Source organism: Gemmatimonadota bacterium (genome assembly GCA_016712265.1).
GTDB lineage: Bacteria > Gemmatimonadota > Gemmatimonadetes > Gemmatimonadales > Gemmatimonadaceae > RBC101.
Genome location: JADJRJ010000013.1, coordinates 1 through 24,903, shown reverse-complemented (window position 1 = coordinate 24,903; position 24,903 = coordinate 1). Strand labels below are relative to the sequence as shown.

Here is a 24,903-nt window from a genome sequence, read left to right as displayed (position 1 = left end):
CTCACGGCCCCGAAATTCGCAGCTTGTCGTGCATGACGACTGTGGTCCCGCTAATGCTACTCCGTCGGTAGGTTCCAATCTTTACATAGTAGTCGTTGAAGTCTGCGGAGTACTGCGTCTTACACATCTTCTTGGGCAGGATCTCCGTACCGTTCAGGTAGACGTGTACGAAACCGACTGAGGAGTTGGGGGACCACTTGATGTGGACGACCACCTTCTCCCAGACCCCGGGGCGGACGGTCCAGAGCGGTCCGATGAACTCGAAGTCGCTGTCAGGCTCACGCTCGATGTACACCTTGCCATCATTGTGAACGGACATGGCCAGGGCCGGTGAACCGTCGTCGACCGGCTGGTGCCACTGGTAGAAGATAAACCAGTCATTCTCGCTCGCCATCCCAGGCGCCCATGTCGGGTCGCCGAACCGGATGTCGAACTCGTACCAGCGCTCTTGGTCCTTCTGGTCATTCCAGGACTTCCCGAAGCTGGACAGCTCCGCGCGCTCGTGCGAGCCGACCGCGGTGTCCCCGTCCCGGACCTCGGTGCGCAGCGCGTGCGGGTGGTCTGTGGACTGGTTGACAATCTTCTGCGAGTATGTGGTGCCTAGGTTGTAGCTGGCGGCGCTGCCCTCATAGGACTTGTTCTGCACGGATGTCCAGCGGGAGAAGTTCCCCAGCTCGAAGTCCTCGGTGAATGTGGTTGTCGAGCCGACTGGCACTGTGCCGCCGGTCTCCCCGCCCTCAGTCGGCGTACCAGAAGTAACCACAACCTGGTCCGTTGAAGTTCCGCTCGCGTTGGTTGCGAAGAACTCCAGCGTGTAATTTCCGGGCGTCGTCGGCACAATGTAGTTCACCTGAGACGTCGAGGAGATCTGCGGGTTGGTCGTCACCGGCGTGAGCGGGTAGGTCCGCACCCACTCGATGTCCATGGCCGAGCCGATCAGGCCGGTTGCCTGGAACGCATCGAGCTGGAGCGTAAGGTGGCCGGCTGACATCGCCTGGATGTTCTTCCGGTCGGAAGCCGCTCCGCCCGAGGCCGTGTACCAGAGGATTCCATCCACATAGAGCTTGATGAATGTGGAGGTCCACTCAATGGCGAAGTTGTGCCACTGCCGGAGGTCTACCGGGTAATCCGGCACGTCGATTTGGTGATCGGAGCCGTCCAGCGACGGGTAGTGCAGGAACGCACCGGCCGCCTGCTGTCCCGGCTCCCCATTCTCCAGGAAGTCGTACTCACCGTCCAGGGGCCAGCTTGCGTGGTCCGACCAGAGAATGCCGACCGGGTGGTAACCGCCGTCCTTGTCGCCCGGCGCGGCTGGGTCTGACGTGTAGTAGCTCTTGGCGCGGAACTCCCATTTGCCGTACTGCCGGTCCAGCTTGTGCTCCAGACCGGCCGTGTTCGCCGAGCCCGCGAGCCCGGTCAGCGTCATGACGCCGTTGGCCACCGTCACGCGCTGCGGCGAGCGGACGCCGTTGCCGCCGTGCCCGGCCCCGTTGTACACGGACCACTTGCTTGGGTCCGGCGCGCCTGTGTAGTTGAACTCGTCGCTCTCCGCGCTCGGCACGCCCCAGCCGAGCTTGCCTGCGGCCGTGCTCTGATCGGTTGTGCTGGCCCCTGTGCCCACAACTCGCCAGCCCTGGGCCGTGATGCCGGAGCCGACGACCTGCCCCGTACGGGAGAACGTAGCCCCAGGAGCGACCGTTGCATCGGCCCCGGCGGAGACGATCGGCGCGCCGGTCCCGCCCGAGCCGCCGGGACCCGCGTAGTTGCCGGTGACCGGGGTCGGCCAACCAGTGTGCCACTGCTTCCAGTCCCGGACGTACACGAGGCACTTGGTGCCGGTCGTATCGGTCGAGTCGTTCGACTGCGCGTAGCAGCCAAACTTGTGGTACCAGGGCGGATTGGTGTTGGTGACGGTGCCGGTGTACGCCGTGCTGGTGGTGACGGTCGCCGAAGTCGTGCCGGAGGACGACTGCGAGTAGTAGACCGACAGCGCGGCGTTGTTGATGCGGATGCGGGAGTAGATCTCCCGCCCGAGCGTGAAGTCAGCCTGGAGCACAGCCACTCGCGTGCCATACACATCGAGCACGATTGCAATCTTGCCCGACAGAGCCATGCTCTTTATCATGACCGTGTCGTCGTCCTGGTCATGGAGCTGGTTAATGCACACGCCGGGCTTGGCCGGCGGCAGCGTCATGATCCGGGAGAAGCCGGAGAAGTCGTGATCGTTGGAGTCGATTGTCCAGTTGGCTTTATCGTTGTTGCCGCTGGACGTCTGCTGCATCTCGCGGTGCTCACACCGCGGGTAGCTCGTGTTGGGGGAGGTCTTGGCCGCGCCGGGCTCGACCGTCATTGCGACGGCATACTTACCCGCCGCGTCAATCACGGTCCAGTAGTTGTCCTTGAGCTCGGTGGCGGTTGTGCTGGACCAGTCCTCCGCGGTCTGCGGGTCGTAGTCCTTGTGGCCCTGGAGTCGGTAAAGCCGCGCCCGCCATAGTGCGCGTAACCGGCGTCACCCATTCTGATACCGAGCACCGTAGTGGGGATGGCGCGCGCCCGGGGTAGGCGTGCCGCCCCGGGTTCCGCCCGAGCCGCCCCCGGAGATTGGGCCGCCGTCGTAAGGCAGCGTGAACTGCTGGTGGTTGGATGGCTCCGACCAGACACCATTCACCAGGCCCCGGACCCAGTAGTCGAATGGGCCATCCGGCAGCGGACCACGCGTCATGGAGGTCGATGTGGTGATGCCGTTCGATACGCCATTCGGCGAGCGGATCTCCTCGACCCGGTACTGCGTGGCTCCAGCCACAGGGTCCCATTGCAGCGGAACTCGATTGTCAGCTTGCGGGAAGGCCCGGAAGTTCTGCGGGACAGTGGTGGGAGGGGTTCCGGTCCCGCCGCCGGGGTCGGTCGTCGGCCGGTCCACGTTGAAGACGAATGGCGCGGACTGCTGCGACTCGACTCCGCCGACAACGGCCGACACCGTCATCGTGTACTCGCCCGAGTCGAGCGGGCCATATGTAGTGGCGTTCTCGGAAGTAGAGCCGACCTCGATACCGCCCAGGTACAGGTGGTAGATCTGCGTGTTGTCGACAGCGTCCCAGTTGACCAGGGCCATACCGCTGTAGTTGTCGACGGTTACCGCGAGGTTCTGCGGCTGCGTGTTGACGATGACCGGCGGGGTGGTCTCTGGGTCGGGAAGCGCCTCATCGAAGTCGACCCGGTTCAGCAGGAAGGTCACCCGGTAGCTGCCCTGCTCCAGGTCCTCCACCTGGAAGTCAGAACCCACCGCGTAGATCTTCCGCCCGCGGCCATCCCGGTACAGGACAATCTGTCCATCGCCGATCAGAGATTCCAGGAGATCCAACATCTCCGTGACGTCGCCGTCCTCGGCGGACAGCGTCGTGTCGACGTTGACGGACTCCGCGCGGGCATTGCCGACGTCATAGACTGGGTACGACCGACCGACGAACTGCAGGGCAGTCTTGGCACGGTCGCGTGAGTTCTGCCGCCCGAGGCCGCCATAGCGGAGCCGGATGACGGTTTCCTCTGGGCTGGTCGGGTCAGTTATCCAGGTCCCGCTGAAACGTGAGGAGGCAGACTCTTCATTGCCCCATGGCCCATATGCCATTATTCGCTCGACCCCCTAGCCTTGTAGGTGTACTCGACACCCGATGCGACAGTCCAGTCCCGGTACACGCCATTCGGCGGGCATTCACCAATCACCACGTAAGACTCATCATCAGGCTGATCCAATTCCTTGCGGGCAATCTGGTTCTTGATGGTGACCGGGTTGTCGCCGTCCGGCGGAGGGTTGGTCACCCGGATCTCGATGTAGCCAGGCCCGCTAAATACGCGGATCTCTGGCAAGGACGGGTTGTTGAAGTCCGGCGTGACAAGTCGGATGCCCGCGCCAGAAGTCTGGTTGTTGGAGTCCTTGATGGTGACTTCAACGCGGTACTCGATATCCGACGTCAGGCCAGAGATGGCGTATGTCGTCGCGGTACTCGTCACCAGGGTCGAGTCGCTGACGGAGACGCCCGTCTCATTGTTGTAGACCCGAACCCGGTAGCCAGTCTGCACAATGGCCGGGTTGGTGTTCGAGTAGGTCCACTTGACATCGAATGACGCCTTGTTCAAGGGCTCGTTGTCAGTGGCCGGCTCGGTGATGACGACCGATCCGCCCGTGGAGGTCGTCGAGAACTGGACCCAGTCTGACCATTCCGACGGCGCATCCACCGAGTCGAACGCGAGCACCCGAACCTGGTACGTCGCGTCATTCGTCAGCGCGTTTGCGGCGATCGTGTAGCGGTACTTGCGGAGCGTCGAGTTGACGACCGTGAGCGCCGTATGCGTCACGCTGAGCGACGTCGCCCCGGTTGCGATGTTCCGGATCTCGATGCTCTGGAACGTGGGGAAGTCGGACGGGTTGTTGTCCTGGAACGTCCAGTCAATCTGCTTGGTGGAAGTCGCGTTGAACGAGTTGACCGCGTCCAGCACCGGCTTGCTGGGCGGCTTGTTCATCGTGGTGTCGCGCAGCGTCAGGAGCGCGGTCGGCGTACCCGCCCCGTCCTGCATCGCGACGTCGACCAGAACGCAGCGCGCGTCGACCTGTTGCCGCGGCACGCGGATTGCCACGATCTCCGAGCCTGAGGCGCCGAGCGGGGCGGCTGTGAACTGGAATGCCGTGTCCAGAGCTCCAGTCATGAAGTTGTAGCGGACCTTGTTGATAACACGGGGGTTGGCCGCGTCTCGGTAGTAGGTCCAGATCCAATCCTTGTCGTTCGAGTCCCAGATCACATCCCAGGCCTGCGACTTCTGCAGGACTGACCGGGCCGGGAAGCCAGAGACGCCGTTAGATGGCAGGTCAATCTGCCGGACGATCGCACCATCCGACTTGCGGAGGATCTGAATGTGACCGTAGCGGGCCACAGCCCAGTACGGCGAGCCCTCGCCCAGCCAGACCGCCCGCATCTTCGCATCCGGGTCGTGCGGCGAGTTCGTGGCTAGCGAGCTTGAGATCAGGGTCGGCTTGCCGACGACGTTGGCGCTGGAGATCGCGCACGTCAGGCCGCCGGAGCGCTCCGTCTCATCCGGACCGAGCGCAGACACCGCAGAGGCAATCCGCACGTTGTCGCCGTCGCGGAATGCGTCGAGATTGGACCCTGAGGGGTTGTACGACCTCCACCAGCCCGTCACCGCAGCATCGTCGCCCGCGTAGGCCCGGGACGGCGTCCGGGCCGCGCCTGCCTCGCCGGTTGCCCAGCCGGCCACCATCGAGTGCACGCCCATCTGGTACCGGCCCCACTGCCCATCCCGGCGCGAGTGCACAGCCGCGAGCCGCCCCGAGGGGAACGGTCCGCCCGGGAGCCAGACCGGCACGAGGTTGTTGATGAACCCCCGGTGCGTGTCGGTGTCACTCAGCGTGTTCTCGCAGGTCGTGGTCTGCGTGAACCGGCTCCAAGTGTAGTTGCCCGTGTACTTGTATGCACAGACGTTCGCAACCTTTTGGCCGTATGTGCCGGTCTGCGGGTTGCCGCGCGGGCCCATTACATAGATGTTGTTCTGGTCATCGCGGGTCAGGCCATACGCCTGGAATGCGGGCTCGTGGCCGAAGTACTGGGCCGCTCCGCCGGAGTTGTCAGTCGCACCCACCTTGCCCTTGAGGAAATCGATAAGGGTAGGGGTGGTCTGGTTGACCTTCTGGTAGTACAGGTTGTACTTCTTCGTAGCGTCATCATAGCGGAGGAACACCGCAGTGCCATCCGTCATCTGGATCGAGGCGCCGCCAACATAGTTCAGGGCGTGCTTGCGCTGCGCCCGGACCTGCAGCGTCGGGTGGTACTTGGGAGCGAATAGGACGTCCGTCGAGGAGATCAGACTGACGAGCCAGATCTGGTTGGCTGGGTAGACCTGGGTCGCAGTCCAGGTAAACATGACATAGCCAATGTCGGTACCCGCAGCGAGGTGGTCCCGGACCTTAGTCAGCATCACCTCCCCGCCGCCCTCATACAAGATGCCTGACGCGGTACGGTCCTGCACCCACCCAGCCAACTCGGCTTCGGGCTGGTAGTTAGTTCCAACACCGCTGCCAGAGACGGCCATAAGGTCGAACCAAGCAGAAGCGCTCAGCGGCGCATTCCAGTCGTTGTTCCGGAATGCCGCGAGTCCTTGGCGCCAAAGTTGGAGTCATTCGGGTTGTCATACACAAACTTGCCGCGCGAGACTCGCAGCGAGGAGGTGACGACCTCGATCTGCCCGATCCCAGGCGGTACCGCAAACCCGGCGCTCGGCCGGAACATGACGAACGTCTCGTACCGCAAGGTCTGGTCGCCGTTGTTCCACTTCTGGCCGCCATTGACGAGCCGCGCACCGGTGTCGGGGTCTTGCCCGGCCGAGTAGGTAGCGCCCTCTCCGCGCCGGGCATCACTCTCGAAGTCGGGGTTGGCGTCCAATCCGCCCTGGTGCTTCCAGGTCGACGACTCCAAGGACCCATCATTTGGGTCCGCGCACCGCGTCGATTAAGCACCTCGCCAGTCTCAGGCTGCCCTTCCGGCGCGAGCCTTCTGCTGCACCTTGCCGAAGAAGTCGGCCACGTTCTTCATCTCCGCAATGTCCCTTGCAGGAACGGTTACGTTGTAGTTGTTAGTCACCGGCGCGCTCGATCCATCCGAGCCGCCCGGTAGCGGCCCTGCCAAGGCGGGCGGTGCAGCTGCCAGGCCTGCTGTTGCGGACCTTGCGACCGCTGCCGTTCCGGAGAGGTTGAACGAGCCCGACAGGTTTGCAGCCCGCATTGCAGCGCTCGCGGCGCTCTGGATCATGTTCTTGTTGCTGAGCATGCCGTTGGCGAAGTCTTCCACGAGCGCCTTTCCGGAGTAGCTTGTGTACCCGCGCCCGCTGAATGGCCCTTTCTTAGCAGGGCTGAAGGGGAAGTACGCTCGGAGGCCTGCCATGAACGCCTGGACCGAAGCGAGCACCCGAGCCTTGGCCGCGTCGATGCCACGCTTGAACCCATCGATGAAGTTGACGCCGGATTGGTACAGTGCGCTGCCAACGTTGCCGAGCGCCGCGACGAGCCGTCCAGGGAGCGCTCGGACGTCCGCAATGGCCTCGTTCATCTTGCCTGCCGCAGCGGCCTTAAACCGCTGCCAAGCCTCCTGCGCTTTTTGCCAGAGCTGCTGAGCCAGCGCGGAAATCGCGGCCGCAGCCTTGCCCGGGAACGCCCGGATGTCAGCGAGTGCCTCGTTGATCTTCTGCTGTGCGGCGGCCTTGAATCGGTTCCAGGCCTCGACTGCCTTGTTCCACAGCTCCTGCGCCAGGCCGGAGATCGCAGAGCCAACCCTGCCGGGTACCGCGCGGGCCTCACCCTCGGCCTCGCCGACCTTCTGGTTCGCGCCATCCTTGAAGCGCTGCCAGGCCTCGACCGCCTTCTGCCACAAGGTCTCGCCGAGCGTGGTCAGCGCGGCGCCGATCCGCCCGGGGAGGGTCTTGGTCTCCTCAACAATCTCGTTCCACTTGGTTTGGATATTGGTCTTGAGAATCCCCCAGTTGGTGGTGACCCAGGTCAAGAAAATGCCTGTCAAAGAACCAAGCGCGTGCATGATCCGTTCCGGCACGCCTTGCGCATCACCGGCTAGTTCATTCCACTTAGTCTGAATTGTAGTGCGAAGTGTGGTTAGACCACCAGTAATCGACTGCGGAAGGGTTGTGGTGAAGAACCCAACGAAGTCCGTCATGAACGATTCCTTCACCCGCGCGGCGGCAGCCTTGATAGGCACCACCAAAGAGGTGTTGAAGGACTCGCCCACTCCAGAGAGCCAGCCGCCAATCTTCCCGGGCAGGCCGGTCATCACATCCAAGAAGTCGGTCTGGAACGACTCCTTGACGGTGCGGAACCATTCCTGGATCGGCGCCTTACCCGCGCGCCAGGTCGCGCCGGTCTGGTCGACCTCGCTCCGGATGTCGGCCTGCTGCTTGCCGAGTTCGGCCGACGGGTCGGTGAGGATGCCGCGCACGAAGTCGGCGTAATCCGACAGGTCCTGCCGCGACTGGTTCAGGTAGTCCGGCAGCGAGCCGAGCGCCGAGCGGTCGAGCTTGGACTGGTCCGCCTCGGGCAGCAGGTTGTCAGCTGCAACGGTGATGGCTGCGAGCGCGGCGACGATGCCGAGACCCTTGATGAGTGCGGAACTCCGCACAAATGTGTAGATGCCCTTGACCGCGTTCTTGCCGATGGCACCGGCGAACCGCAGCGCCTGGAGCTCGGCGGCCTTCAGGTTGCCAGTCAGGAGCCGCGTGGCGAAGCCGGCCACCGACATAGCGCCCTTGACGGTGTCCAGGCCCGACTTGAGGATCAGGATCGCTCCGCCGGCAATCTTGGCTGCGACCGCGAGACCGCCGACAACGACCGCAAACGCCACCATCCCAGACAGGATGTAGCCGAGCAGCGGGGCAATTGGCGTCAGGGCGGCCGCAAGCGCCAGAAAGATTGGCGACAGGATCTTCATGCCGGTGATGATGCCGTCGATAACGCCGCCCGAGAGCGCCGTCATGATCGGCAGGAACTTCTCCAGGACCGGCAGCACATACTTGACAAAGGCGTCGCCGAGCTTCTGGGCATTGGCGGCGAGCTTGTCGAGCTGGCCCCCGAGCAAACCGAGGATGCGCTGCCCCTCGGCGGACTGGATGAACTCGTTGAACCGCGCGGTCATGTCGCGCAGCGTGGCCAGGAAGCTCTTAGCCTCTCCGCCATTCAGTCCGCGCCAGATACCGCGCAGCGCCCTGCCGACATTTACAACTATGGCCCAGAGATCCTTGACCGCATCGACGCCCTTGCGGATCCACTGCTCAAGCTTGCCGCTCTTGCGAGCCTCATCCACGAAGTTGGCGAAGCTTCGGGCCGCTCTGCCCGCGCCGCGCGTCAGGTCGTTCAGGACCTTGGCGCCAACCTCAACGACGTCGAGCAGCACCTCAACGAGCGGCTCGACCGCGCTGAGGACATTGCCCCAGACCCCGGCGAAGTCGCCGACGATGGACTTGGACTGCCGAATGCCTTCTGTGGATCGCAGGAATGTGATGACCTGCTTGCCAGCCAGGTTGACCGAGTCCAGGACGCGGCCAAATGCCGACTCCAGGATTGGCATGTAAGTCTTTCCGAGCGCCTGCACCTCCTGGGCAAGCCCGGTGAACAGGCGTCCTTGGAGCCGCTTCTGCGCATCCTTGAACGCGCCCTCAAGGCTCTTGATCGCCAGTACGGTCTTGGCTGCCTCGGGGTGCAGCTTCTTCAGCGCCTCGGCGAACTTGGCTGGGTCATCCCACGCCTTGAATGCGTCCTTCAGACCCATCGTGGCGATCTTCAAGGCCGCAATGCCAAACACCGCTGCGCCAAGTACAGCCGGGAGCAAGCCGACGGCCCCGGACAGATCCTTGACCGAGGTTACCAGGCCGGCCACAACGTGCAGCGCGATCCCGAGCCCGCCCAGGGCCCCATTGAACATGAGGACGGGCTTGATGATCGACTTGACAAACCGGAACTGTAGGATGGCGAATGCGGCCTTACCGGCAATGCCGGCCACGGCGTGCAACGGACCGGCCGCGGAGTTGACCGCCCCGCCGAACTTGCCTATCAGGCCGCCTACTGCTCCGAGAGCGCCGAACCGCTTTGTGGCGGTCGCGATGAGCGATGTGCTCCCCGCGAACAGGGAGACGGCCGCTGAGAGCTGGATGATCTTCTTGATGACGTTGGGGAAGCCCTCGGCGCCCTTCGGCACCGCCCCGAGCGCGAGCCCGAACGAGCTGACGATGTGCATGCCGCCCTTGAGGGTGGCTGCGCCGCTCGCGGTCCGCGTCAGGAGGGGCGCGACTACCGCCAACCCGCCCGCAAAGATTCCGATGGTCCGCGAGAGGCGCGTGATGTCGTCGGTCAGCTGGCTGGCGTTCTGGCCGAGGTTGCGGTGCGCTGCGCCGAGGCGTCCCAGGAGCGATGTCCCCTGGGACGCCATGTTCTGCGCGCTCTTGACGTACTTGGAGCTGGTCTCCTGGAACTGCTTCAGGAGTGCTGCGGCCCGAGCCTTCAGCCCGTCGAGATCCTTGCCGGCTTGACCAGTGCCCTTGTCATGGTAGTCGACGACGATTCGCCCGTGGGCGGTGCCGAGGTCGTAGTCTGCCACTGGGGGCTCCTATCGCGCCATTGGGTCTCTATACCTAGCTCCGCCCTCCGCGCGTAGCCACCTATTCAGTACCAGCTGGGCCTTGACCGCTGCACCCTTGCTGTTCTTGCTTTTGGCTTGCGCCTCTTCAATTTCCGACTCGATCATGGTTCCGATATTGGCAACTACCCGGTCAAGGTAGAACGCCACCGCGTCATGTCGGATGCCCATAAGGTCAGATGGGCGGGTCCGTACGGACTGGGACAACCTCCACGTCTGCCACAGACGGCTGGGGCTGCTCACGAAACTGCTGGAGGCCGTCCATATCCATCCCTTCCATCGTGGCCTGGAGGATGGTCATCTGGTCCGCGAGCGGCACGGTGTCGACGTAGATGACGCCGTCCTTGCGGTCCTGCGGGGGAATGGTTTCCCATGTGCCGCTGTCCGTCTTGTAAACCGAAGTCTCTACGGCGGGCTGCACGATAACGAGCGGGAGCACCCGGCTCATCATCGTGGTGAGGGCGTCGATGTTGTCCTTGGCGAAGAACTCGCGGAGCGCCTTGGCTTCTTCCTTAGCCCGTTCCTTCTTGGTCGGCTCTTTGGCCTTCCGGTCGGCCGGGCGCTTGCCGCTGGCCGGCTTGACCACCTTCTCGTCGGCGGTCGGAGCCAGCTTGTCGAACTCGTCGATCATGTCGGCCGCGACGATGACCTGCAAATCGATGAGCTTGCACTGGACCACGCCGCCCGACGGCAGTTCCAGGTCGAAGAATGGCGACTTGCCCCAGGCCGGGGCGCTGTACTCTGTCTGAGCTGGCATTACTTCCTCCATCCATCATTGGCGCGGTAACGCCAAATGCTTGCGATTGTCTTCGGGTGAACGCCGAACCGAACGGCCAGCAATTCCTTCTTGGCGCCGTTCTCGATTGCTTCGATGATCACCAGTCGAGCTTGCGTGTCGAGCTTGGTACGAGATGCGGTCTCGCGCAGGCCCTGCGGAGGGGTTGCGCCTCGGCCCTTCTCGTCCCGATCACGCATGTTGTCGGCGTCGTCGCCAATCCATAGATGCTGGAGGCGGCGGCACTTTCGAACATCGCAATGGTGGAGGACAAGGACGCTGGACGGCAAGTCGCCGTTTGCGTCCTTCCACGCCTTCCTGTGGGCCCGAACCTGCTTCCCAGATTCCCGAACTCGGCCGTATCCGTCCTTGTCCGGTGCGCCAGGGGCAAGATCGCAGTCCCACCTCCTCCAGGTCTCCCTGAAGGGGGCATATGGCGTCCGATGCGCTCCCAATGCCTTTGTCCTTCGCTCGTTGACGGGTTGTTACGGGGTGTCGTTCGCTTCCGGGTCGGGAAGCGTGAGGGCCGTGGTGGTCATGGGCACCGCGGTCTCGTTCTGGATGATGTCGTACAGGATGTCGTCGTCCACGCCGTCCTCCAGGAGCGGCAGCGCCTGACCCGAGCCCGAGGTCAGGAAGAACTCGCCATCATTGAACTCGCCTTCCAGCGAGTCCGTCGCACGGCACCGGTAGAGGATCGCGTGGACGTCGCCGCCCGAGTCGGAGATGACCTGGCCCTCGATGAGGAACCACGGGCGGTTCTGCCGACCGGCCTTGCGGTACACGCGCTTCTTGTTGGGGGTCGTGCCCGAGTCGATGATCGTGCCGCCCGACATCGCCTTCCAGGCGTCCAGGTTCAGGCCGCCCGCCTCCAGCTCCCACTCCACCACGGCGCCCTTGCCGCGGGTGGTCACCACCCGGTCGTCGCCACGCAGCTCCTCGAACTCCTCCGTCTCGGAGAAGGACAGGGTGCGGGCGTTCGGCAGGTCGACCACGACCGTGCCGAGGGTGGAGCCGGAAGCGTCCGAGTAGGGCGTGAGCTTCAGGTCACGCAGGCCATACGGCAGAGCCGTGGCCAGGGGAGTACTCATGCTGGGGAGCCTTTCGGTTCGGGGGACTCTTGTAGTGCTTGGTGCCGATCAGTTCACAACTGGGGAGCCTGAACCGATGTAGTACAACGACACCACCTCTCGCGCCGCAACGACTCGACCTGCACTTGACTTCCAGGTACATGCCAAGCTGGTCATGTGCCACGACGCCGAACAATATGGAGTTGTCGCAGCGCAGTTCCGTCACTCGTCCTCGTTCACGACCACAAAGTCCGGGTCCGATCGCAAGTACGCAATCGCTCCATCCCGTAGTCGCTCCCCGAGTACGGTGAAGCCATTGGACTTGTCCCACTGGACGGTCCCTTGTAGCCGAACCTTGATCTTGTCCCAGTCATCATCGGTGATGCGCCGGATATCTGCGATACCGATGTACTTGACAGCCTTCACTCCGTGTGCCATGACCCTCCTCTCCTTGCCTTAGATTCTACCGGGAGACCACGGTGTAAGCCGCATTCTTGGTTATGGTCTTGTAACCCTCATCATTCAGATCAGGGCTCTTGCCGTTGTAGTCGACACATGTAAGCACGCCATCCGCCCCGGTTACGTGCGTCGCTGAAGTCAGGATCTCCGTCACCCTGTTCAGAATCGCGTCGAGCGGGGCGAAGTCCGTGGACATCTCGCGCGGACAATGGGCCCAAATTGTCAGGACCTCGGACTGGCTAGCCCGCCCTCGTGCCACGGTCGTCTCCTCCCAACGCAGAATGAGGAACCGACCATTGCGCGGCGCGGTATCGAGCGCCTGGGCCGGCCAGATGTTCCCGTACGGAAGGCCCAGGGCCTGCAACTGGCCGTCTGCTGCTAGCAATGAGTACACAGCCGCTCGCGCGCTCACATCTTGCTCCACAACTGGTCGAGGAGCCCTTGTAGCTCGCGCGATGCGGCGCGGAGGCTCGGAAGGATGATCTGGTACCGGCCGGAGTTACAGACCTCCAGCCAGATGCCATAGGAGACCGCGTGCGCTAGCAGCAACTCGAACCGCGAGCCCGAGTGGCTGGACACGGCGTGCAGGCCCGCCCGAGCGGCCGTCGTGCGGTCGGTCCAGGGCGCATTGGTCTTCATGTAGCCGGTCGAGCGGGCAGCCTGGAACGCAAATGCGATCTCGATGGCCTTCTTGGTCTTGGCGTCGAGCTCCACAATGTTCTTGCGGATGCGCCCGTCATCCCACTCGATGCGGAACCTAACCACCGGTCAGATCCTTCCCGTGCGCCTCGACTACCGCCCGGGTCTCATAGCCGTTGCGCGGCACCAACGCCACGACCTCCCAGCGTTGGCCGGCCTCATCGTCCCAGTAGTCGCTCACCTCGATCTCGGCATCCCACTCGCCAAGCAGGATGTAGTCAACCTGCCGTTCAGTGCCGTCCTCGGTGCGCTGCTCGATCGACCCCCCGGCAGGGCTCTGCATGATGAGCTTGAAGGTCTGCGGCGGCCTCTCAGACTGCCGCTCGCGCGAGTAGGCCCCCGAGGGGGTGCGGGAGGACCCCCGGACCTGCAGCGTCAAGCTGAGGGGGTCTGCAGCTATGAATGCAGAGGTGTTCAGCCGGTTGACCCGTAGCTCCTCCGTCAGCGTCCAGACCGGGATCGTTGGCGCCTCGGCCGGAGTCGTCGGAACGTAGACCATTACACCCTCCGGATCGGGAAGCTGCTGAGTCGGCCGCGGGTCTCGACCGGGACCACAGGCGCCTCGGCGGTGACCGCGCGTGCCTCCCACTCGTCGGCCAGCTTCTTGAGGCGCGGATAGATGGAGTCATTGCCGCGCGAGCTACCGGACTCGCTCGTGTTGACGAGCAGGAGCGCCTTGTTGGCGCGCTTGCCCCAGTAGACCGCGATGACCCGCTCCGGGATCGCGCCCGCGTCCAGCCGGTCGCTGATCATCGTCTCAGTCCAGCCATGCTCAGCGTAGTCATCCTCGATTGCATCCAGCACCCTCTGGATGTCTGCTGCGTCTGCCATGATGCCTCCTACGCTGCTGAAAGGAAGAACTTGGTTAGGTCTTGTACGCCGGATGGCGCCTCATACTGGATCTCCACTCCAGACAGCGACCAAGCCTGACCAACCGGAGCCGACAATCCGAGCGTCTGTGACCCGGCTGTTGGCGCATACTGATAGCCGTAGTACCCAACGATGTCAGAGGTTGAGATATCGAAGATGTTGGTCTCAACCGTGTCAGCGTCGCGGTACAGGTACGCCGCGGGAGTAACGGCCTGCCAGTCCGTGTTCAGCCAGGAGACGACCGAGTCGTTGGCCTCTGTGGTAATAGTGGTTGATGGCCCACCCGATCCGGTAGCCTGCGCAACCGCAGGGGTGGCATCCAGCTTCGCATTCTTCCAGCGCTCAATCACACAGCTTCGCACAAATCCCGATCCACTAAAAGCCTGGGTGACAGCAATTGCCCCAGGTGATGTGCCAACCTTCACGGTCGATGTCATGGACCAGCCGAAGCTGCCAGACGTACCGGCCTGCGCCTGGGGGTCGAAAGTAACTCCGCTCGCGGTGGGCGTTGCCGGAACACAGGTTGAGTCGGCCGTCAGCGTCTTTACAACAATGACCTCGCCATCGTCCGGGGTGAAGGTGGGCGAGGTGATGGAACTAGTGGCCAGAGTTAGAGACTCAGCCTCATAGACCGCGACTAGCTGCGGAGTGGTAATTGTTGCAGGAGGAACCATCACTGTGAAGGCGACCCATTGCTCAGTTGCAGAGGTGAAGGTGCCCGGGTCCTCCGAGGAGACCGTTGCGGACCGCTCGGCAGTGTTTATGCTCGCGCCGTTTGTAGCATCGGCGTGCGTTACCGTCTGCAGGTTTGAGTACCCCGATGGCGCCGCAGAAGCAGACACATTTGCGTCGCCCATGCGAGCCGTAATCATCAGGTAGTCCTGCGAACCCCAAGGCGGGGTGCAAGCGGGCGGGTTGCTATTTGTGCTAGAACCATTCGCATGCACAGCAACCGGGATACCGCCGTGATTCTGGATCCGAATCGAGACCCAGGATGCCATCTGGCTATTCGCAGCATCGTTGATCCTGTGCCTGATGGTTAGGGTGTCGCCGCCTTCAGCAATCTTCGCAAACACGGCACCCGTTACGCCATTGGCAGCAGTACCGTTCCGGCCCTGCCCGTAGAGCTTGACCCAGCGGTCACCGGAATCATCCAGGTTTGGTATGCCGTCTACCGACACGAACACCAACAAGCCTTCGCCCGCCAAAATACCGGAAGGGAGCGAGATGGTTGTCGTTCCAGCGTTGGTGGTTGTCGATCCGGTCTGCCGCGCGGCAACGTTTGCGAATGCCATTACTGCTCAACACCAACCGACTCCACGAGCCACTTAGCCGAGCCCGTTATGTCGGTGCGGCGGATCGCATACCGCCCGACCTTCCCGGACGGAATCGTCAGGGTGCTGGCGATTCCGGTCAACCGCCCGTAGCTCGCATGGAACGTCAAAATGCGCTGTGCCCCGGAAGCCAGAACTGCGCCCTGGATGATCTGCCCGTTGGAGCCGTTGGTCGGCACATTCAGGGTTGCGTCACCCGTCAGGGTCGAGTCCGCGCCGCCCGAGGCCAGGTCGGCGTCGATGCTGATTGCGCCAGCGCTCGGTGCTGCCGTCTGCGGGACGAGGATCAGTGCAGTTGAAGACTTCCGGGACATGCTACGCCACCACCATGAAGACCCAGTTGTTGGCGGACGGCGCGGCGGGCAGCGTGATCTTCACGTTGTTGCTGTCGGTCGTGGCGTCGGTGTGCTCCACGATCTCGCCCGCGGTGTAGCCCGCGACCGGCGAGGAGCCCGCGCGGATCACCACGAGCGGCGCCGGGTTGTTCTGCCCGTGCGTGAATGTGACCTGCGAGCCCGAGACGGTGACCGTGATGCCATCTACGGTGCCGGTCGCGGTCGGGACCGTGCCGGAGCGCTTGATCGGGACGCGCGTGGTCGTGACGTCGACCGCGTCCGCGGCGACGGTGATTGTGCCGGTCGAACCCGAGACGACGTCGTACGTCGTGCCGGTCTTGGTGAGGCCCGCGCCGGCCACCCCGATCTCGCCGGTGCTCGTGCCGTAGGCGGACCACACGAGCGCCGTCGTGCCGAGCGTAATCGGCCCGTTGGTAGCCAGCATGAACATCTTGTCGCCGTTGGCGGTGCCCTGGTTCACCATGACGATCGTGCCGGGCACGGCTTCGGCCGACGAGTCGAAGTCGGTAGCCCGAGCCCAGACGCCGTTGGCGCCGGTGCCGACTGTGGTGACGGTGTAGATGCCGTTGGCGGAACCGGTCGTCTGGTCCTTGACCAGAATCCGGTCGCCGTTCGCCAGCGTCACGCCGTCCAGCGTGTTCGGCGCAGCGGTCGCCATGTTGGCAATGTTCGCCGTCGTGGCCGCGCGGACCGACGCCTTGAAGGACTGGTTGTTGGCGATGGCGAGCAGCTGGCCGAGGCTCGCGGCGTCCGAGCCCGCGACGCCGTCTGCGAGCCCGGTGATCTTCCGCCCGCCGAGCGCGACGTCAGCGGTGGGAGTGGCCATCTGGTCCAGGCGCGACGTCCGCACCTGCGTGTCGAAGTCCGAGATCCGGGACGCCGTCAGGTTTCCGACCTGGTTGGCGATGTCCAGGAGGTCGATCGCCGTCGTACCGTTCCAGACCTTCGGCCGGTCGGTGGTCATGTTCCACCAGAACCGGCCCTCATCGCCCGCGCCGAGCCCGGTCGGGTCGGACGAGACAGGGTCCATCTTCGCCAGCATGAGAGCAAAGCCCATGAGCGAGAGATCAGTTCCAACCTTGCGAGCCATGGCGGGGAGCCTTTCAGGAGAGGTAGACCTTACCGGCGAACTGGATCTGGAACCCGATCTCGATTACCCCTGGGGATGGGTAGTTGATGGAGTCGGGCTCCACAATGTCGCCGCTGTTCTCGATGATCTGAATGCCGCCCGGGTGCCACGGCAGGTTGTGGATAATCTGAACAAGGCTGGCCGGTATGGCCTGGGTGTGAATATACCCGCCCTCGCCCTCTCCGCCGACGCCAAAGCCGGGGTCGAGCGGGTGCACGGGGACGAGGATTGGCAGGATGGCGCCGTTCACAACCAAGCGGTATTCGCCAGGCGCTGCCAGGAAGGAGACGTTGCCATAGCTGTCGGTCGTTACCGGGTTGGCGGCAGTAGTTGTGCGCTCCTTGTCGGCGTAGAGCGCAGCGGGCACGCCGTCGAGCCGCTGGACCAGAACGGGCGTGTTCCGGGCGGGACGGCCGTCCGGGAACTCCAGGCCCTCGGGCCCGTACTGTCCCGCGAGTACCGGTGCCATTCCTACTCCAGTCTACATGGGAACGGGGGCCAGCCTGCGCCGGCCAGCCCCCGTTCCTCTCCGCCCGATCAGGACTCGGGACCAGCCTCGATGAGCCGCTTGCGCAGCGCGTCCTGCTTGCCCGTGGTGTCGAGGTTGCGGTTGGCGAGTTCATCGCGCAGCTCTGCGACGGTGAGCTCGTTCACCTGCTCCTCCCACTCTGCCTGCTCGGACGTCTTCGAGCCCTGGGGAGCGGGGCTCGAAGCATCCTGATTGGCGAACCGCCGGTCATTCTGCAGCACCAGGTGCCGCCGCCCGCGCGCGAGGAGGTATGCCCGATCCTCGTCGCTCAGCGGCTTGTTCGTGTCGATCTGTCGCGCCATCAGACGGTCACCTCCACCGTGACGCTCTGGGCGAGAGCGATGTTGCCCAGAGGGTCGAACAGGGTTGGGCTGGCATCACGGGAGACGCGCAGCACCACCTCGAACTGCTTGTCGTCGATGGTTCCGGCTACCAGGACCTCTCGCAGGTCACTCTGCGAGTTGCCGCTCTCCAGCTTGGAGATCCTCTGGGCGCGCTGAACCGTTCCGGTCAAGGTGAAGGTCATGCCACCAGCACCCCGTTGTTGGCGTACTGCGTCGGCGGGTCGTAGGTGGACGAGGTGCCGTTGCCGCCGATCATCATGATCGCCGCACCGCCACGCTGGCGGATGCCCGTGCCGAAGGCGCGCGCGTAGTACGAGTCGATCAGCGGGTACCGCTGCTGGTTGCCCGGCAGCAGGCGCAGGCCGCGGTAGGCGGGGTTGGCGTGCTCGCGGAGTCCGACCGGGTTCTGCAGGTCGCCCTCGCCGCCCGAGCCGAGCAGAACCATGTAGCCACTCGGGATGTACGCCTCCTCGACGATGAGGATGCCCGCGTACGAGCCGATGACCGGGAGCCCGTTCCAGGACGACCCCGGACGCGAGCCGAGCAGACCCTGCTCGTTCGGCACGATGGTGGCCGGCTGGCCCTCGGCCGGGATGAAGTCGAACGTTGCAGTGGCAGTAGGGTTGTTCGACCCGTCATTGCCGTTCTCTTGACCCGCACGCCACTTGCGGATCTCCTTGATCTCGTCCCGGTTGCACAGGAGGATGAAGGTGGTGCCCTGCTCGATGCCGTAGCCGTGGTGGGCCACGTTCTCGTACAGGTCCTCCAGGTCATCCGAGTCGACGACCACGTTGCCACTCGTCATGTAGTGGCTGTGGGTGTTGTCGAACGTGATGTCCTTGTACTTCGGCGGAACGGCGCCGTCCTTGCCGTTGTAGAGGCTGAAGACGGTGTAGTTCTGGGTGTTGATGTCGGCGTCGCGGTTGTCGTCGACGAACAGCGCCTCCATGACCTTCTTGAAGATCAGGCGGTTGTCGGCGCCGAGCGCCTGCTGGTGCAGCGCCTCGACCTGCCGGGCGTCCGCGTCCCGAAGGTACTTCCAGGTGTAGCGAGTCGCCAGGTCGTAGTCGTGGAAGTCGTACGCCAGCTGGAAGTAGTTGATGTCCGCGCGGAGAGCCTTGGGCTCACCGAACTCGGACGCCATCTCGAAGCTGGCCTCGCCGCCCTGCGGCACCGTCTCGATCAGCTGGTTGACCGGGAAGGTCATCAGCGCCACGAGCGCCGCGCGCTTCTCGTTGTAGATGTCGAGGACCTGCTGGAACTCGCTCCACAGCGCGTTGAGGTCGATGCCGTCGGCGGTCGCCTGGACGATGTCGCCCTGGGTCTGGTAGCCGCCGACCTCGGAGCCCGAGATGCCGGGCAGGAAGCCCAGCGTCCGGAGCAGCTTGGCGGACGCCGCGGTGCCCGCGGTCGGACCCTGGAAGACGGTCAGCTTGGAGACCGCCTCCTGGTTCTGGTCCAGCGACCACTTGGCGTAGTCGCGGGAGAGCGTCTTGTTGCTCATGCTCACTTCTCCGCCACGTTGACGATGAGGCGCCCGGCCTCGACCGTGTGTCCGATGTAGGTCTTGCCCGCCGCGGGCGCGGTCGAGCCGGCCAGCGCCTCGACGGCACCGGTGGTGTTGTCGACCGCGTACCGCGTCCCGGGGGCCGCGATGGCCAGCGTGGTGGAGGGCTTGCCCACCTTGTCGAACGCGGTGATCTCGCCGCGCTTCATCGGGTCGACCGGCTCGCGGCCCGCCTTGATGACGCGCGACAGGACGAGCACGCCCAGGATGCCGGTGTTGCCGCCACCCTTCACGAGCTGGCCCGATGCGTTCAGCCCAACCCCCACGACCTTGTTCAGGTCGCTGGACGACCAGTCGGCCGCGAGGAATGCACGCGGACCGCTGAGCTTCGAGTCGAACTTGTCGTAAGCCGCCACGAGCGGTTCCCTGCCTCTCTATCTCGTTGGCTTGTTACCTGACCTTGTACTTGGAGCGGAGTTCGTCACGGCGCTTGTTCTTGTCCGTGGTGTCACCACCGCCCGCTGGGTTGTGGCCGCTGGCACCATTCGTGCCCGCCCCACTCGACCCCTTGCCGTCCTTGTCCTGCTTGCCCTTGAGGAGATACGGCTTGTCCTTGGCGAGCTTGTTGAGCGCGTCCTTCACGCCCTTCACGGCGCCGGACTCGTCCACGGAGATCATCTCCATGTCCACCAGTCGCAGTACCGCTTCCGGGTCGTGCCAGACGAACCCCGGGAACTTCAGGATCTCGGACGAGAGCTTGGCTGCGAGGGCCTCCTCGCGCGCCTTCCTCAGCTCCGCCTGTGCTTCCTCGAAGTCCCGCTTGAGCTTGTCGACCTCGGACTTGTCCTTGTCCTCGATGTCGCGCAGCTGCTTGGCCAGCTTCCCCTTCTCGGAGTCGGCGGCCTCCATCCTGCGCTTGATCGTCTCGTACTCCTCCAGCGTGACGACCTTGGGCTGCTCGGTGGTCTGCCCGCCGTCGCCACTGGATCCCCCAGTGCCGTCGCCGGTTCCCTCCTTGTCGCCCTCTTTGTTGTCGCCGGTGCTCCCGTCGTTGTCGCCCTCGGACCCCGAGATGGCGTAGATCGGGAAGCCGGTGGACGCGATACCAAGGACGCGGTTCATCCGCGACTTGGCGAGCCTCATGCTCATTAAGTGGTCCTCCAGATTGGGGGGCTATGTCGCCCCGGCTTTACCCCACTTATGATACCGGATCTGGGGCTACAGGCCGTAGGTAGCCGACATGTAATCATCGTACACGCCACTCTTCAGCTGAGCCAGGAAGACCTCAACCGGCAGTAGCGTGGGGAATACGGTACAAAGGCACTGCGGGTGCGGCTTGGGCGGCACCTCATCCTGCGGGAACACCCCTTTACCCAGGTCGGAGTGGTCGTTGTTGGCGTAGACGTCGCAGATGTCCCGGGTAGGGTGGCTCCCGCTCAAGCGCCACTGCATACCGGTAACCCAGGGCTTGTCCTCGGCGTGCACGATCGTGACGGCGTGGTAGGCCGCGTTGATCTCGGTCCTGGCCAGCCTGCGTGCCGCGTAGGTCGCCCCGCCCGGCGTCCGGGGGTTGATGAAGTCCCGGACCTCCTTGGCCAGCTCCGCCACAGTCAGGCCCCGCGCGATGCCTCGATCCAGCCGGGACTCGACCCACCCCTGGGCCAGAGCTCCAGTCTTGTAGACCTGCTGGGAGAGCGGCAGGCGGGTCTTGTAGATCCGCGCTAGCATCGCCTCCACGTTGAACCGCCCGGCCTCCGTCAGCGAGCGCTTCATCGCCCCGCGCTGCGCCGCGGTCAGCCCGATCTTCAGCAGCACCGCGTCCCAGTCGAACGACATGCGGAGCGCTTCGGTCGCCGCGTCCTGTTGGCCGGCCGCGATGATGTCGCCCATCGCATTCCAGAACCCAGCCAGCGTGCCGGATATCGAGGTCATAGCCTGCATGAGCTGGACCGACCGGACCAACGCCCCAGTGCCCTCGCCGAGGCGCGCGATGTCCCGCTCGGCGTCAGCCATCGCCTCCCGCAGGCGCGCGTTAACCTGCGCGTCATACCGGCGCTGTAGGCGTAAGTATCGCGTAAGCCAATCCATCGGGTCCCGGGGTTGTCCCGTCGCGCCGGACCGGGCAGGGCTTGTCACGATGGATCCTCCACTCGAACACGTTGTTTAAGGTCACGATCCAGAACCGGAACCCATGCGGCGTGTAGTTCTGCATCATGGCCACATCGTTCTCGCTCGGCTCCCGAGACCCGCGCGGGTGCGAGTGGTAGATCCCAAGCACTTTGTGCGAGTTGTGCGTCAGCATCTCCAGGATGCGATCCTCCGCCATGGAGAAGTGCCGCTGCGGCTCTGGGTGGCAGTTCGGAACGGGTACGTAACTCCACCCTTCAACAATGAACCCGCACATCTCATCCGGAGCGGCGCCTTGCGCTTCACGGATAAGAGTGCGGGCCATTTCATCGGGCATGCACTCGAACGTCATACCACGATGGTAGCTGTCAGCGGTTCTTCTTCTTACGGCGGTCCTTCTTGCCCGGTCCGCCCTTCGCCTTTCCACGCGCCATTCTCACACCTCCCAGCGATGTATCGGAGGTAGACGTGATCCATGGTCGGCAGCGGCTGCTCGTCGACTTCCGCGAGCCACCCTTGGAGCAGCCGCTTGAGGTTGCGACGACGTCGCCAGCGCTTGCGTAGCTCAATCAACGCCTCACCTTACGGCCGCGCGTGCTCGACTTCCGCACGCGCTTCGGGCCCTTGGTGATGGCCTTTGGCTTCTGGGTGCGGACGCCCTGCGAGATGGTCGAGGGCACGGCCGCCGAGCGCGAACGGGGCCGACGTCGGGCGGAGCGCGGCTCGCCAGCCTTCTGCAGCTCGAAGCCCTTCTCACGGCTGGCCGGCGTGGACGAGACGCGGAAGGTTGGCGCGTTGACGAGCTTGGTCGGCCCGGTCACCCGCAGGCCGCCCTTGGTGTTGATCTCGTGGCCCTTGAGCAGCTGGGCGATGTTGCTCCGGCCATGCGGGTCGCCGAGCTTGCCCGAGACCGCGTGCACCGCCCGGTCGATGTGCTGCTGGAAGAATCCGCCGCTCCGCCCCGAGCGCTCTACCCGAGCAAGTGCGCCAAGGTACAGATTCGCGCGTCCAGGCACAATGGGAACTCGCACCCCGGCGTTGTACGAGACGCTGATGGGAGACAGTCGGACGGACTGGCTGAACTTGGGTCGGAACTTCCCGTTGGGGTAGCGGGGGTGGTCCGCTGGGTTCCATCCCACGGCTCCTCCTGATGCATTAGGCTCCCTCGATTCTACCCGGCGCGCGCTACCGGCCTCTTCTCCAACTTGTAATGGGCTGCCTTGGCAATTGCGTCAATAACGTCATCGTGTTCTACAACCGGGTACGACAGCGCCTGGTCGACTGCCTCGTTCAGGCCGGTATTCCAGAACACCCACTTGCGCTGGCAGTAGTCGTGCAGCTGCCGTATGCGGGATGCCTTCGGCGCGTACTCATTCCGCACGATCAGGCTTACGTGGCTGGGGATGACCGGCTTGATCGCGTCAACCACATACAGCCCGCCGTTAATCGTCTCGATAAGCACGGTGGTGATCTTCGGGTAGTGCTCCAGCAATAGCCGCACCAACTCGCGGAGCTTCTCCGGCCCGAGCTTGACGCCCTTGGCGTACTCGATGAATGCGTTCATGTCCGCGCCATCGAATCCGACAATGGCGATGCCGGTGAAGTCGGACTTCTCCCCAACCGAAACAGCCGGGTCAATCGCCATAATGTGGGACTGGATCATGAATGGCGCGCCGTAGTGCAGGTCGCTCTTGGAGAACAGCCCGTCACCACCGGTTACGGGTTGGTTCATGTGAGACAGCTGGAACGAGTCGATATGGAGCTGCGACTTGATCCAGGACAGCGTGTACCGCTCCGGCCAGAATGACTCCTCGGTCCGGGTCTGCGAATTGATGCCATAGACCGGCCAGTACTTGTACTGGAAGTTCTCGTCGCGGATCCAGTCGGCTATGCCGCCGCCGGTCGCCGCCTTCACCACATCGTGCATAATCGAGCCGTACCGCACGACCGTGCCGACAATGTAGACCGCGGCGTTCAGGTTCATGGGCAAGATGGCCCGGCAGATCAGGTTCAGCCGCTCGGTGCGCGCCTCATTCGAGTACTTGCCAATCGGCTCGATGTCGTCGATTACCACGAGGTCCGGCCGGACGCGCTTCTCCTTGCGCCCGAGGTTCTTGGCGTCGATGCCCTTGGCCATGAAGGTGACGCCGCTCGCGGAGCGGAACACCTCCTTGGTGTCGCCGGTTGGCCGGCCCTTGTGCCGCTCCGGCTCGCACAGCTCTGGGAAGTCCGCGCGGAGGCGCGCGTTGTTGCGTAGCTCGTCCTTGAGCGCGGCTAGGTGCTCCTCGGCGGTATCGCCCGAGGACGACAGGAACAACTGGAACACGCGCCAGCGGTACGCCCCGCCCCAGAGCGGCAGGATGAGGTAGTTCCAGGTGGTCTTGCCAGAGTCGCGCGGCGCGACAACGCAGACCCGGCATTCCTTCGGCTTGAGCGGGAAGGGCCAATAGGTCGCGGCGTGCTCGGCGAGGTAGATGTGGAGCGGGTTAATCGAGCGCCGGTTGCCGGTCTCCTCGGACGACATGTGGTGCCGGAGGTACACCATCGCAAAGATCATCGGCTCCCGGCGGCAGATCCTAATCCTGGTCGCCTGGTCCGTAGTTGTGGCAGCATTCACGTATTGCAGGAGCTGGGTGGCCCGGCCCTTGAAGTAGTCCGGTACATGGAGCAAGGGCTCACCCAGCCCGTTGTACACCACGGTGCTCATATCTGGCCCGTCTTCCGAGCGCGAGCCCGCGCGGAGTCACGCACGCCCTGGTCCTCGTCGAACTTAATGACCAGGTCCTTCATGTCCGCCTTGATCTTGGACTTGGAGCGGATGTTGACGGTGTCCGCGCCGAGCAGCGACTGGCGCCGGGCGATGTTATCGTTGGCGGCCGTGAACAGCTTGGCCTTCTCGCCCGGGTCGGTCGTCGTCTCCAGCGCGTCCCGGATGTCGGAGTAATTCTGCTCCAGCTGAAGCATGAGAATGGACAGCTGCAGCTTGGCGCTCGGCGGGGCCATAAGCTTTCGGCCCTCGCGGTACAGCTTAGTCACGGTGGCGAGCGCGATGCTCTCCGTCTCCGCAATCCAGCGGTACTGCTTGCCCTCGCCGACGTACTTCACAATCCGCAGCGCCTGCTCGTCGCGCGCCACCCGCGCCTTGCCGCACAACTTCGAGTTGGGGGCAGAACGGTCACGACATGTAATGCACATTGCTCTGCCCCCTTCCCGGGCTCGCAGTTACCGGCGCTTCCAGGATTCTGCCAGGTCTTCCTGGATGTCCTCAACCTTGCCTGTGTACCTCTTGACGTCCCGCTCGGCGCGCTTCGCCGCGGCGTCCAGCCGACGCTTCGCCCCGCGGTCAGTTGTGGCCGCGGCCTGGTTGCGGAGGTCGGCTGCGGTCTCGGCTGCGGTCTTTGCCTTCTTGCCGAGGTTGCCAATCTCCCGCTCGGCCCGGCGCGCCCTCCGCTCAGCGCGCCGGTCGTCGGCGGTCGGTCGGTTTCCGGAGCGCGTTACCCGCTCG

Annotated in this window: 28 protein-coding genes; all 28 read right to left on the bottom strand. The window is 64.0% G+C overall.

The features are described 5' to 3' along the window. Position 1: 1 nt before the first annotated feature. Positions 2-2,383 (bottom strand): heparin lyase I family protein, encoded by a 2,382-nt coding sequence (locus IPK85_02690; GenBank protein ID MBK8246307.1) that lies wholly within the window; start codon positions 2,381-2,383, stop codon positions 2-4. A gap of 126 nt (positions 2,384-2,509) precedes the next feature. After that, the gene (locus tag IPK85_02685) at positions 2,510-3,625 is read right to left on the bottom strand and encodes a hypothetical protein (protein ID MBK8246306.1); all 1,116 of its coding nucleotides are present in this window, start codon (positions 3,623-3,625) and stop codon (positions 2,510-2,512) included. Next, a complete protein-coding gene (locus tag IPK85_02680) occupies positions 3,625-6,099 on the bottom strand; it encodes a hypothetical protein (GenBank protein ID MBK8246305.1) in 2,475 nt (824 codons plus the stop codon). The genes IPK85_02685 and IPK85_02680 overlap by 1 nt, the downstream gene beginning before the upstream one ends. A gap of 23 nt (positions 6,100-6,122) precedes the next feature. Beyond that, on the bottom strand, positions 6,123-6,482 hold the full coding sequence (locus tag IPK85_02675) for a hypothetical protein (protein MBK8246304.1): 360 nt from the start codon (positions 6,480-6,482) through the stop codon (positions 6,123-6,125). A 51-nt stretch (positions 6,483-6,533) separates the two neighbouring features. Continuing rightward, positions 6,534-10,160 (bottom strand): hypothetical protein, encoded by a 3,627-nt coding sequence (locus IPK85_02670; GenBank protein ID MBK8246303.1) that lies wholly within the window; start codon positions 10,158-10,160, stop codon positions 6,534-6,536. Between the two features lie 214 nt (positions 10,161-10,374). Continuing rightward, on the bottom strand, positions 10,375-10,956 hold the full coding sequence (locus tag IPK85_02665) for a hypothetical protein (GenBank protein ID MBK8246302.1): 582 nt from the start codon (positions 10,954-10,956) through the stop codon (positions 10,375-10,377). Then, positions 10,956-11,264 carry a hypothetical protein gene (locus IPK85_02660; GenBank protein MBK8246301.1) on the bottom strand — a complete coding sequence of 103 codons (309 nt, stop codon included), beginning with the start codon at positions 11,262-11,264 and terminating at the stop codon, positions 10,956-10,958. The genes IPK85_02665 and IPK85_02660 overlap by 1 nt, the downstream gene beginning before the upstream one ends. Positions 11,265-11,459: 195 nt before the next feature. Beyond that, positions 11,460-12,065, bottom strand: coding sequence for a hypothetical protein (locus tag IPK85_02655; GenBank protein ID MBK8246300.1), 606 nt, complete (start codon positions 12,063-12,065; stop codon positions 11,460-11,462). Positions 12,066-12,266: 201 nt separating this feature from the next. Further along, the gene (locus IPK85_02650; protein MBK8246299.1) at positions 12,267-12,482 is read right to left on the bottom strand and encodes a hypothetical protein; all 216 of its coding nucleotides are present in this window, start codon (positions 12,480-12,482) and stop codon (positions 12,267-12,269) included. Between the two features lie 25 nt (positions 12,483-12,507). After that, entirely contained in the window at positions 12,508-12,897 is a 390-nt protein-coding gene (locus IPK85_02645; GenBank protein MBK8246298.1) for a hypothetical protein, read from the bottom strand. Positions 12,898-12,911: 14 nt separating this feature from the next. Further along, on the bottom strand, positions 12,912-13,268 hold the full coding sequence (locus IPK85_02640; GenBank protein ID MBK8246297.1) for a hypothetical protein: 357 nt from the start codon (positions 13,266-13,268) through the stop codon (positions 12,912-12,914). Next, positions 13,261-13,701 carry a hypothetical protein gene (locus IPK85_02635; GenBank protein ID MBK8246296.1) on the bottom strand — a complete coding sequence of 147 codons (441 nt, stop codon included), beginning with the start codon at positions 13,699-13,701 and terminating at the stop codon, positions 13,261-13,263. The genes IPK85_02640 and IPK85_02635 overlap by 8 nt, the downstream gene beginning before the upstream one ends. Next, positions 13,701-14,033, bottom strand: coding sequence for a hypothetical protein (locus IPK85_02630; GenBank protein ID MBK8246295.1), 333 nt, complete (start codon positions 14,031-14,033; stop codon positions 13,701-13,703). The genes IPK85_02635 and IPK85_02630 overlap by 1 nt, the downstream gene beginning before the upstream one ends. A gap of 8 nt (positions 14,034-14,041) precedes the next feature. After that, positions 14,042-15,367, bottom strand: coding sequence for a hypothetical protein (locus tag IPK85_02625; GenBank protein ID MBK8246294.1), 1,326 nt, complete (start codon positions 15,365-15,367; stop codon positions 14,042-14,044). Continuing rightward, positions 15,367-15,720 (bottom strand): hypothetical protein, encoded by a 354-nt coding sequence (locus IPK85_02620; GenBank protein ID MBK8246293.1) that lies wholly within the window; start codon positions 15,718-15,720, stop codon positions 15,367-15,369. The genes IPK85_02625 and IPK85_02620 overlap by 1 nt, the downstream gene beginning before the upstream one ends. A 1-nt stretch (position 15,721) precedes the next feature. Further along, complete coding sequence (locus IPK85_02615) at positions 15,722-16,852, bottom strand: hypothetical protein (protein ID MBK8246292.1); 1,131 nt, start codon at positions 16,850-16,852, stop codon at positions 15,722-15,724. A 13-nt stretch (positions 16,853-16,865) separates the two neighbouring features. Further along, complete coding sequence (locus IPK85_02610) at positions 16,866-17,360, bottom strand: hypothetical protein (GenBank protein ID MBK8246291.1); 495 nt, start codon at positions 17,358-17,360, stop codon at positions 16,866-16,868. A gap of 68 nt (positions 17,361-17,428) precedes the next feature. Further along, a complete protein-coding gene (locus IPK85_02605) occupies positions 17,429-17,722 on the bottom strand; it encodes a hypothetical protein (protein MBK8246290.1) in 294 nt (97 codons plus the stop codon). After that, a complete protein-coding gene (locus tag IPK85_02600) occupies positions 17,722-17,946 on the bottom strand; it encodes a hypothetical protein (protein MBK8246289.1) in 225 nt (74 codons plus the stop codon). Before IPK85_02600 ends, IPK85_02605 begins: the two co-directional genes overlap by 1 nt. Continuing rightward, positions 17,943-19,148, bottom strand: a complete 1,206-nt coding sequence (locus tag IPK85_02595) for a hypothetical protein (GenBank protein ID MBK8246288.1) — start codon at positions 19,146-19,148, stop codon at positions 17,943-17,945. Before IPK85_02595 ends, IPK85_02600 begins: the two co-directional genes overlap by 4 nt. A 122-nt stretch (positions 19,149-19,270) precedes the next feature. Then, the gene (locus tag IPK85_02590; GenBank protein ID MBK8246287.1) at positions 19,271-19,687 is read right to left on the bottom strand and encodes a hypothetical protein; all 417 of its coding nucleotides are present in this window, start codon (positions 19,685-19,687) and stop codon (positions 19,271-19,273) included. A gap of 34 nt (positions 19,688-19,721) precedes the next feature. Further along, the gene (locus IPK85_02585) at positions 19,722-20,414 is read right to left on the bottom strand and encodes a hypothetical protein (protein MBK8246286.1); all 693 of its coding nucleotides are present in this window, start codon (positions 20,412-20,414) and stop codon (positions 19,722-19,724) included. Positions 20,415-20,489: 75 nt separating this feature from the next. Beyond that, positions 20,490-21,284 (bottom strand): hypothetical protein, encoded by a 795-nt coding sequence (locus IPK85_02580; GenBank protein MBK8246285.1) that lies wholly within the window; start codon positions 21,282-21,284, stop codon positions 20,490-20,492. A 31-nt stretch (positions 21,285-21,315) separates the two neighbouring features. Further along, on the bottom strand, positions 21,316-21,723 hold the full coding sequence (locus tag IPK85_02575) for a Mov34/MPN/PAD-1 family protein (GenBank protein ID MBK8246284.1): 408 nt from the start codon (positions 21,721-21,723) through the stop codon (positions 21,316-21,318). 244 nt (positions 21,724-21,967) lie between these two features. Continuing rightward, complete coding sequence (locus IPK85_02570) at positions 21,968-22,537, bottom strand: hypothetical protein (protein MBK8246283.1); 570 nt, start codon at positions 22,535-22,537, stop codon at positions 21,968-21,970. Positions 22,538-22,569: 32 nt separating this feature from the next. Continuing rightward, complete coding sequence (locus tag IPK85_02565) at positions 22,570-24,105, bottom strand: hypothetical protein (protein ID MBK8246282.1); 1,536 nt, start codon at positions 24,103-24,105, stop codon at positions 22,570-22,572. Continuing rightward, positions 24,102-24,593 (bottom strand): hypothetical protein, encoded by a 492-nt coding sequence (locus IPK85_02560; protein ID MBK8246281.1) that lies wholly within the window; start codon positions 24,591-24,593, stop codon positions 24,102-24,104. Before IPK85_02560 ends, IPK85_02565 begins: the two co-directional genes overlap by 4 nt. A 27-nt stretch (positions 24,594-24,620) precedes the next feature. Next, on the bottom strand, positions 24,621-24,903 hold a 283-nt coding region (locus IPK85_02555), incomplete at its 5' end, for a hypothetical protein (GenBank protein MBK8246280.1).

Bases quoted from the DNA above. Each gene is read 5' to 3' on its own strand.
- IPK85_02685 (MBK8246306.1), bottom strand. From the start codon at position 3,625: ATGGCATATGGGCCATGGGGCAATGAAGAGTCTGCCTCCTCACGTTTC.
- IPK85_02680 (MBK8246305.1), bottom strand. From the start codon at position 6,099: ATGGCCGTCTCTGGCAGCGGTGTTGGAACTAACTACCAGCCCGAAGCC.
- IPK85_02665 (MBK8246302.1), bottom strand. From the start codon at position 10,956: ATGCCAGCTCAGACAGAGTACAGCGCCCCGGCCTGGGGCAAGTCGCCA.
- IPK85_02655 (MBK8246300.1), bottom strand. From the start codon at position 12,065: ATGAGTACTCCCCTGGCCACGGCTCTGCCGTATGGCCTGCGTGACCTG.
- IPK85_02650 (MBK8246299.1), bottom strand. From the start codon at position 12,482: ATGGCACACGGAGTGAAGGCTGTCAAGTACATCGGTATCGCAGATATC.
- IPK85_02635 (MBK8246296.1), bottom strand. From the start codon at position 13,701: ATGGTCTACGTTCCGACGACTCCGGCCGAGGCGCCAACGATCCCGGTC.
- IPK85_02630 (MBK8246295.1), bottom strand. From the start codon at position 14,033: ATGGCAGACGCAGCAGACATCCAGAGGGTGCTGGATGCAATCGAGGAT.
- IPK85_02625 (MBK8246294.1), bottom strand. From the start codon at position 15,367: ATGGCATTCGCAAACGTTGCCGCGCGGCAGACCGGATCGACAACCACC.
- IPK85_02620 (MBK8246293.1), bottom strand. From the start codon at position 15,720: ATGTCCCGGAAGTCTTCAACTGCACTGATCCTCGTCCCGCAGACGGCA.
- IPK85_02615 (MBK8246292.1), bottom strand. From the start codon at position 16,852: ATGGCTCGCAAGGTTGGAACTGATCTCTCGCTCATGGGCTTTGCTCTC.
- IPK85_02610 (MBK8246291.1), bottom strand. From the start codon at position 17,360: ATGGCACCGGTACTCGCGGGACAGTACGGGCCCGAGGGCCTGGAGTTC.
- IPK85_02605 (MBK8246290.1), bottom strand. From the start codon at position 17,722: ATGGCGCGACAGATCGACACGAACAAGCCGCTGAGCGACGAGGATCGG.
- IPK85_02600 (MBK8246289.1), bottom strand. From the start codon at position 17,946: ATGACCTTCACCTTGACCGGAACGGTTCAGCGCGCCCAGAGGATCTCC.
- IPK85_02585 (MBK8246286.1), bottom strand. From the start codon at position 20,414: ATGAGGCTCGCCAAGTCGCGGATGAACCGCGTCCTTGGTATCGCGTCC.
- IPK85_02580 (MBK8246285.1), bottom strand. From the start codon at position 21,284: ATGGCTGACGCCGAGCGGGACATCGCGCGCCTCGGCGAGGGCACTGGG.
- IPK85_02575 (MBK8246284.1), bottom strand. From the start codon at position 21,723: ATGGCCCGCACTCTTATCCGTGAAGCGCAAGGCGCCGCTCCGGATGAG.
- IPK85_02565 (MBK8246282.1), bottom strand. From the start codon at position 24,105: ATGAGCACCGTGGTGTACAACGGGCTGGGTGAGCCCTTGCTCCATGTA.
- IPK85_02560 (MBK8246281.1), bottom strand. From the start codon at position 24,593: ATGTGCATTACATGTCGTGACCGTTCTGCCCCCAACTCGAAGTTGTGC.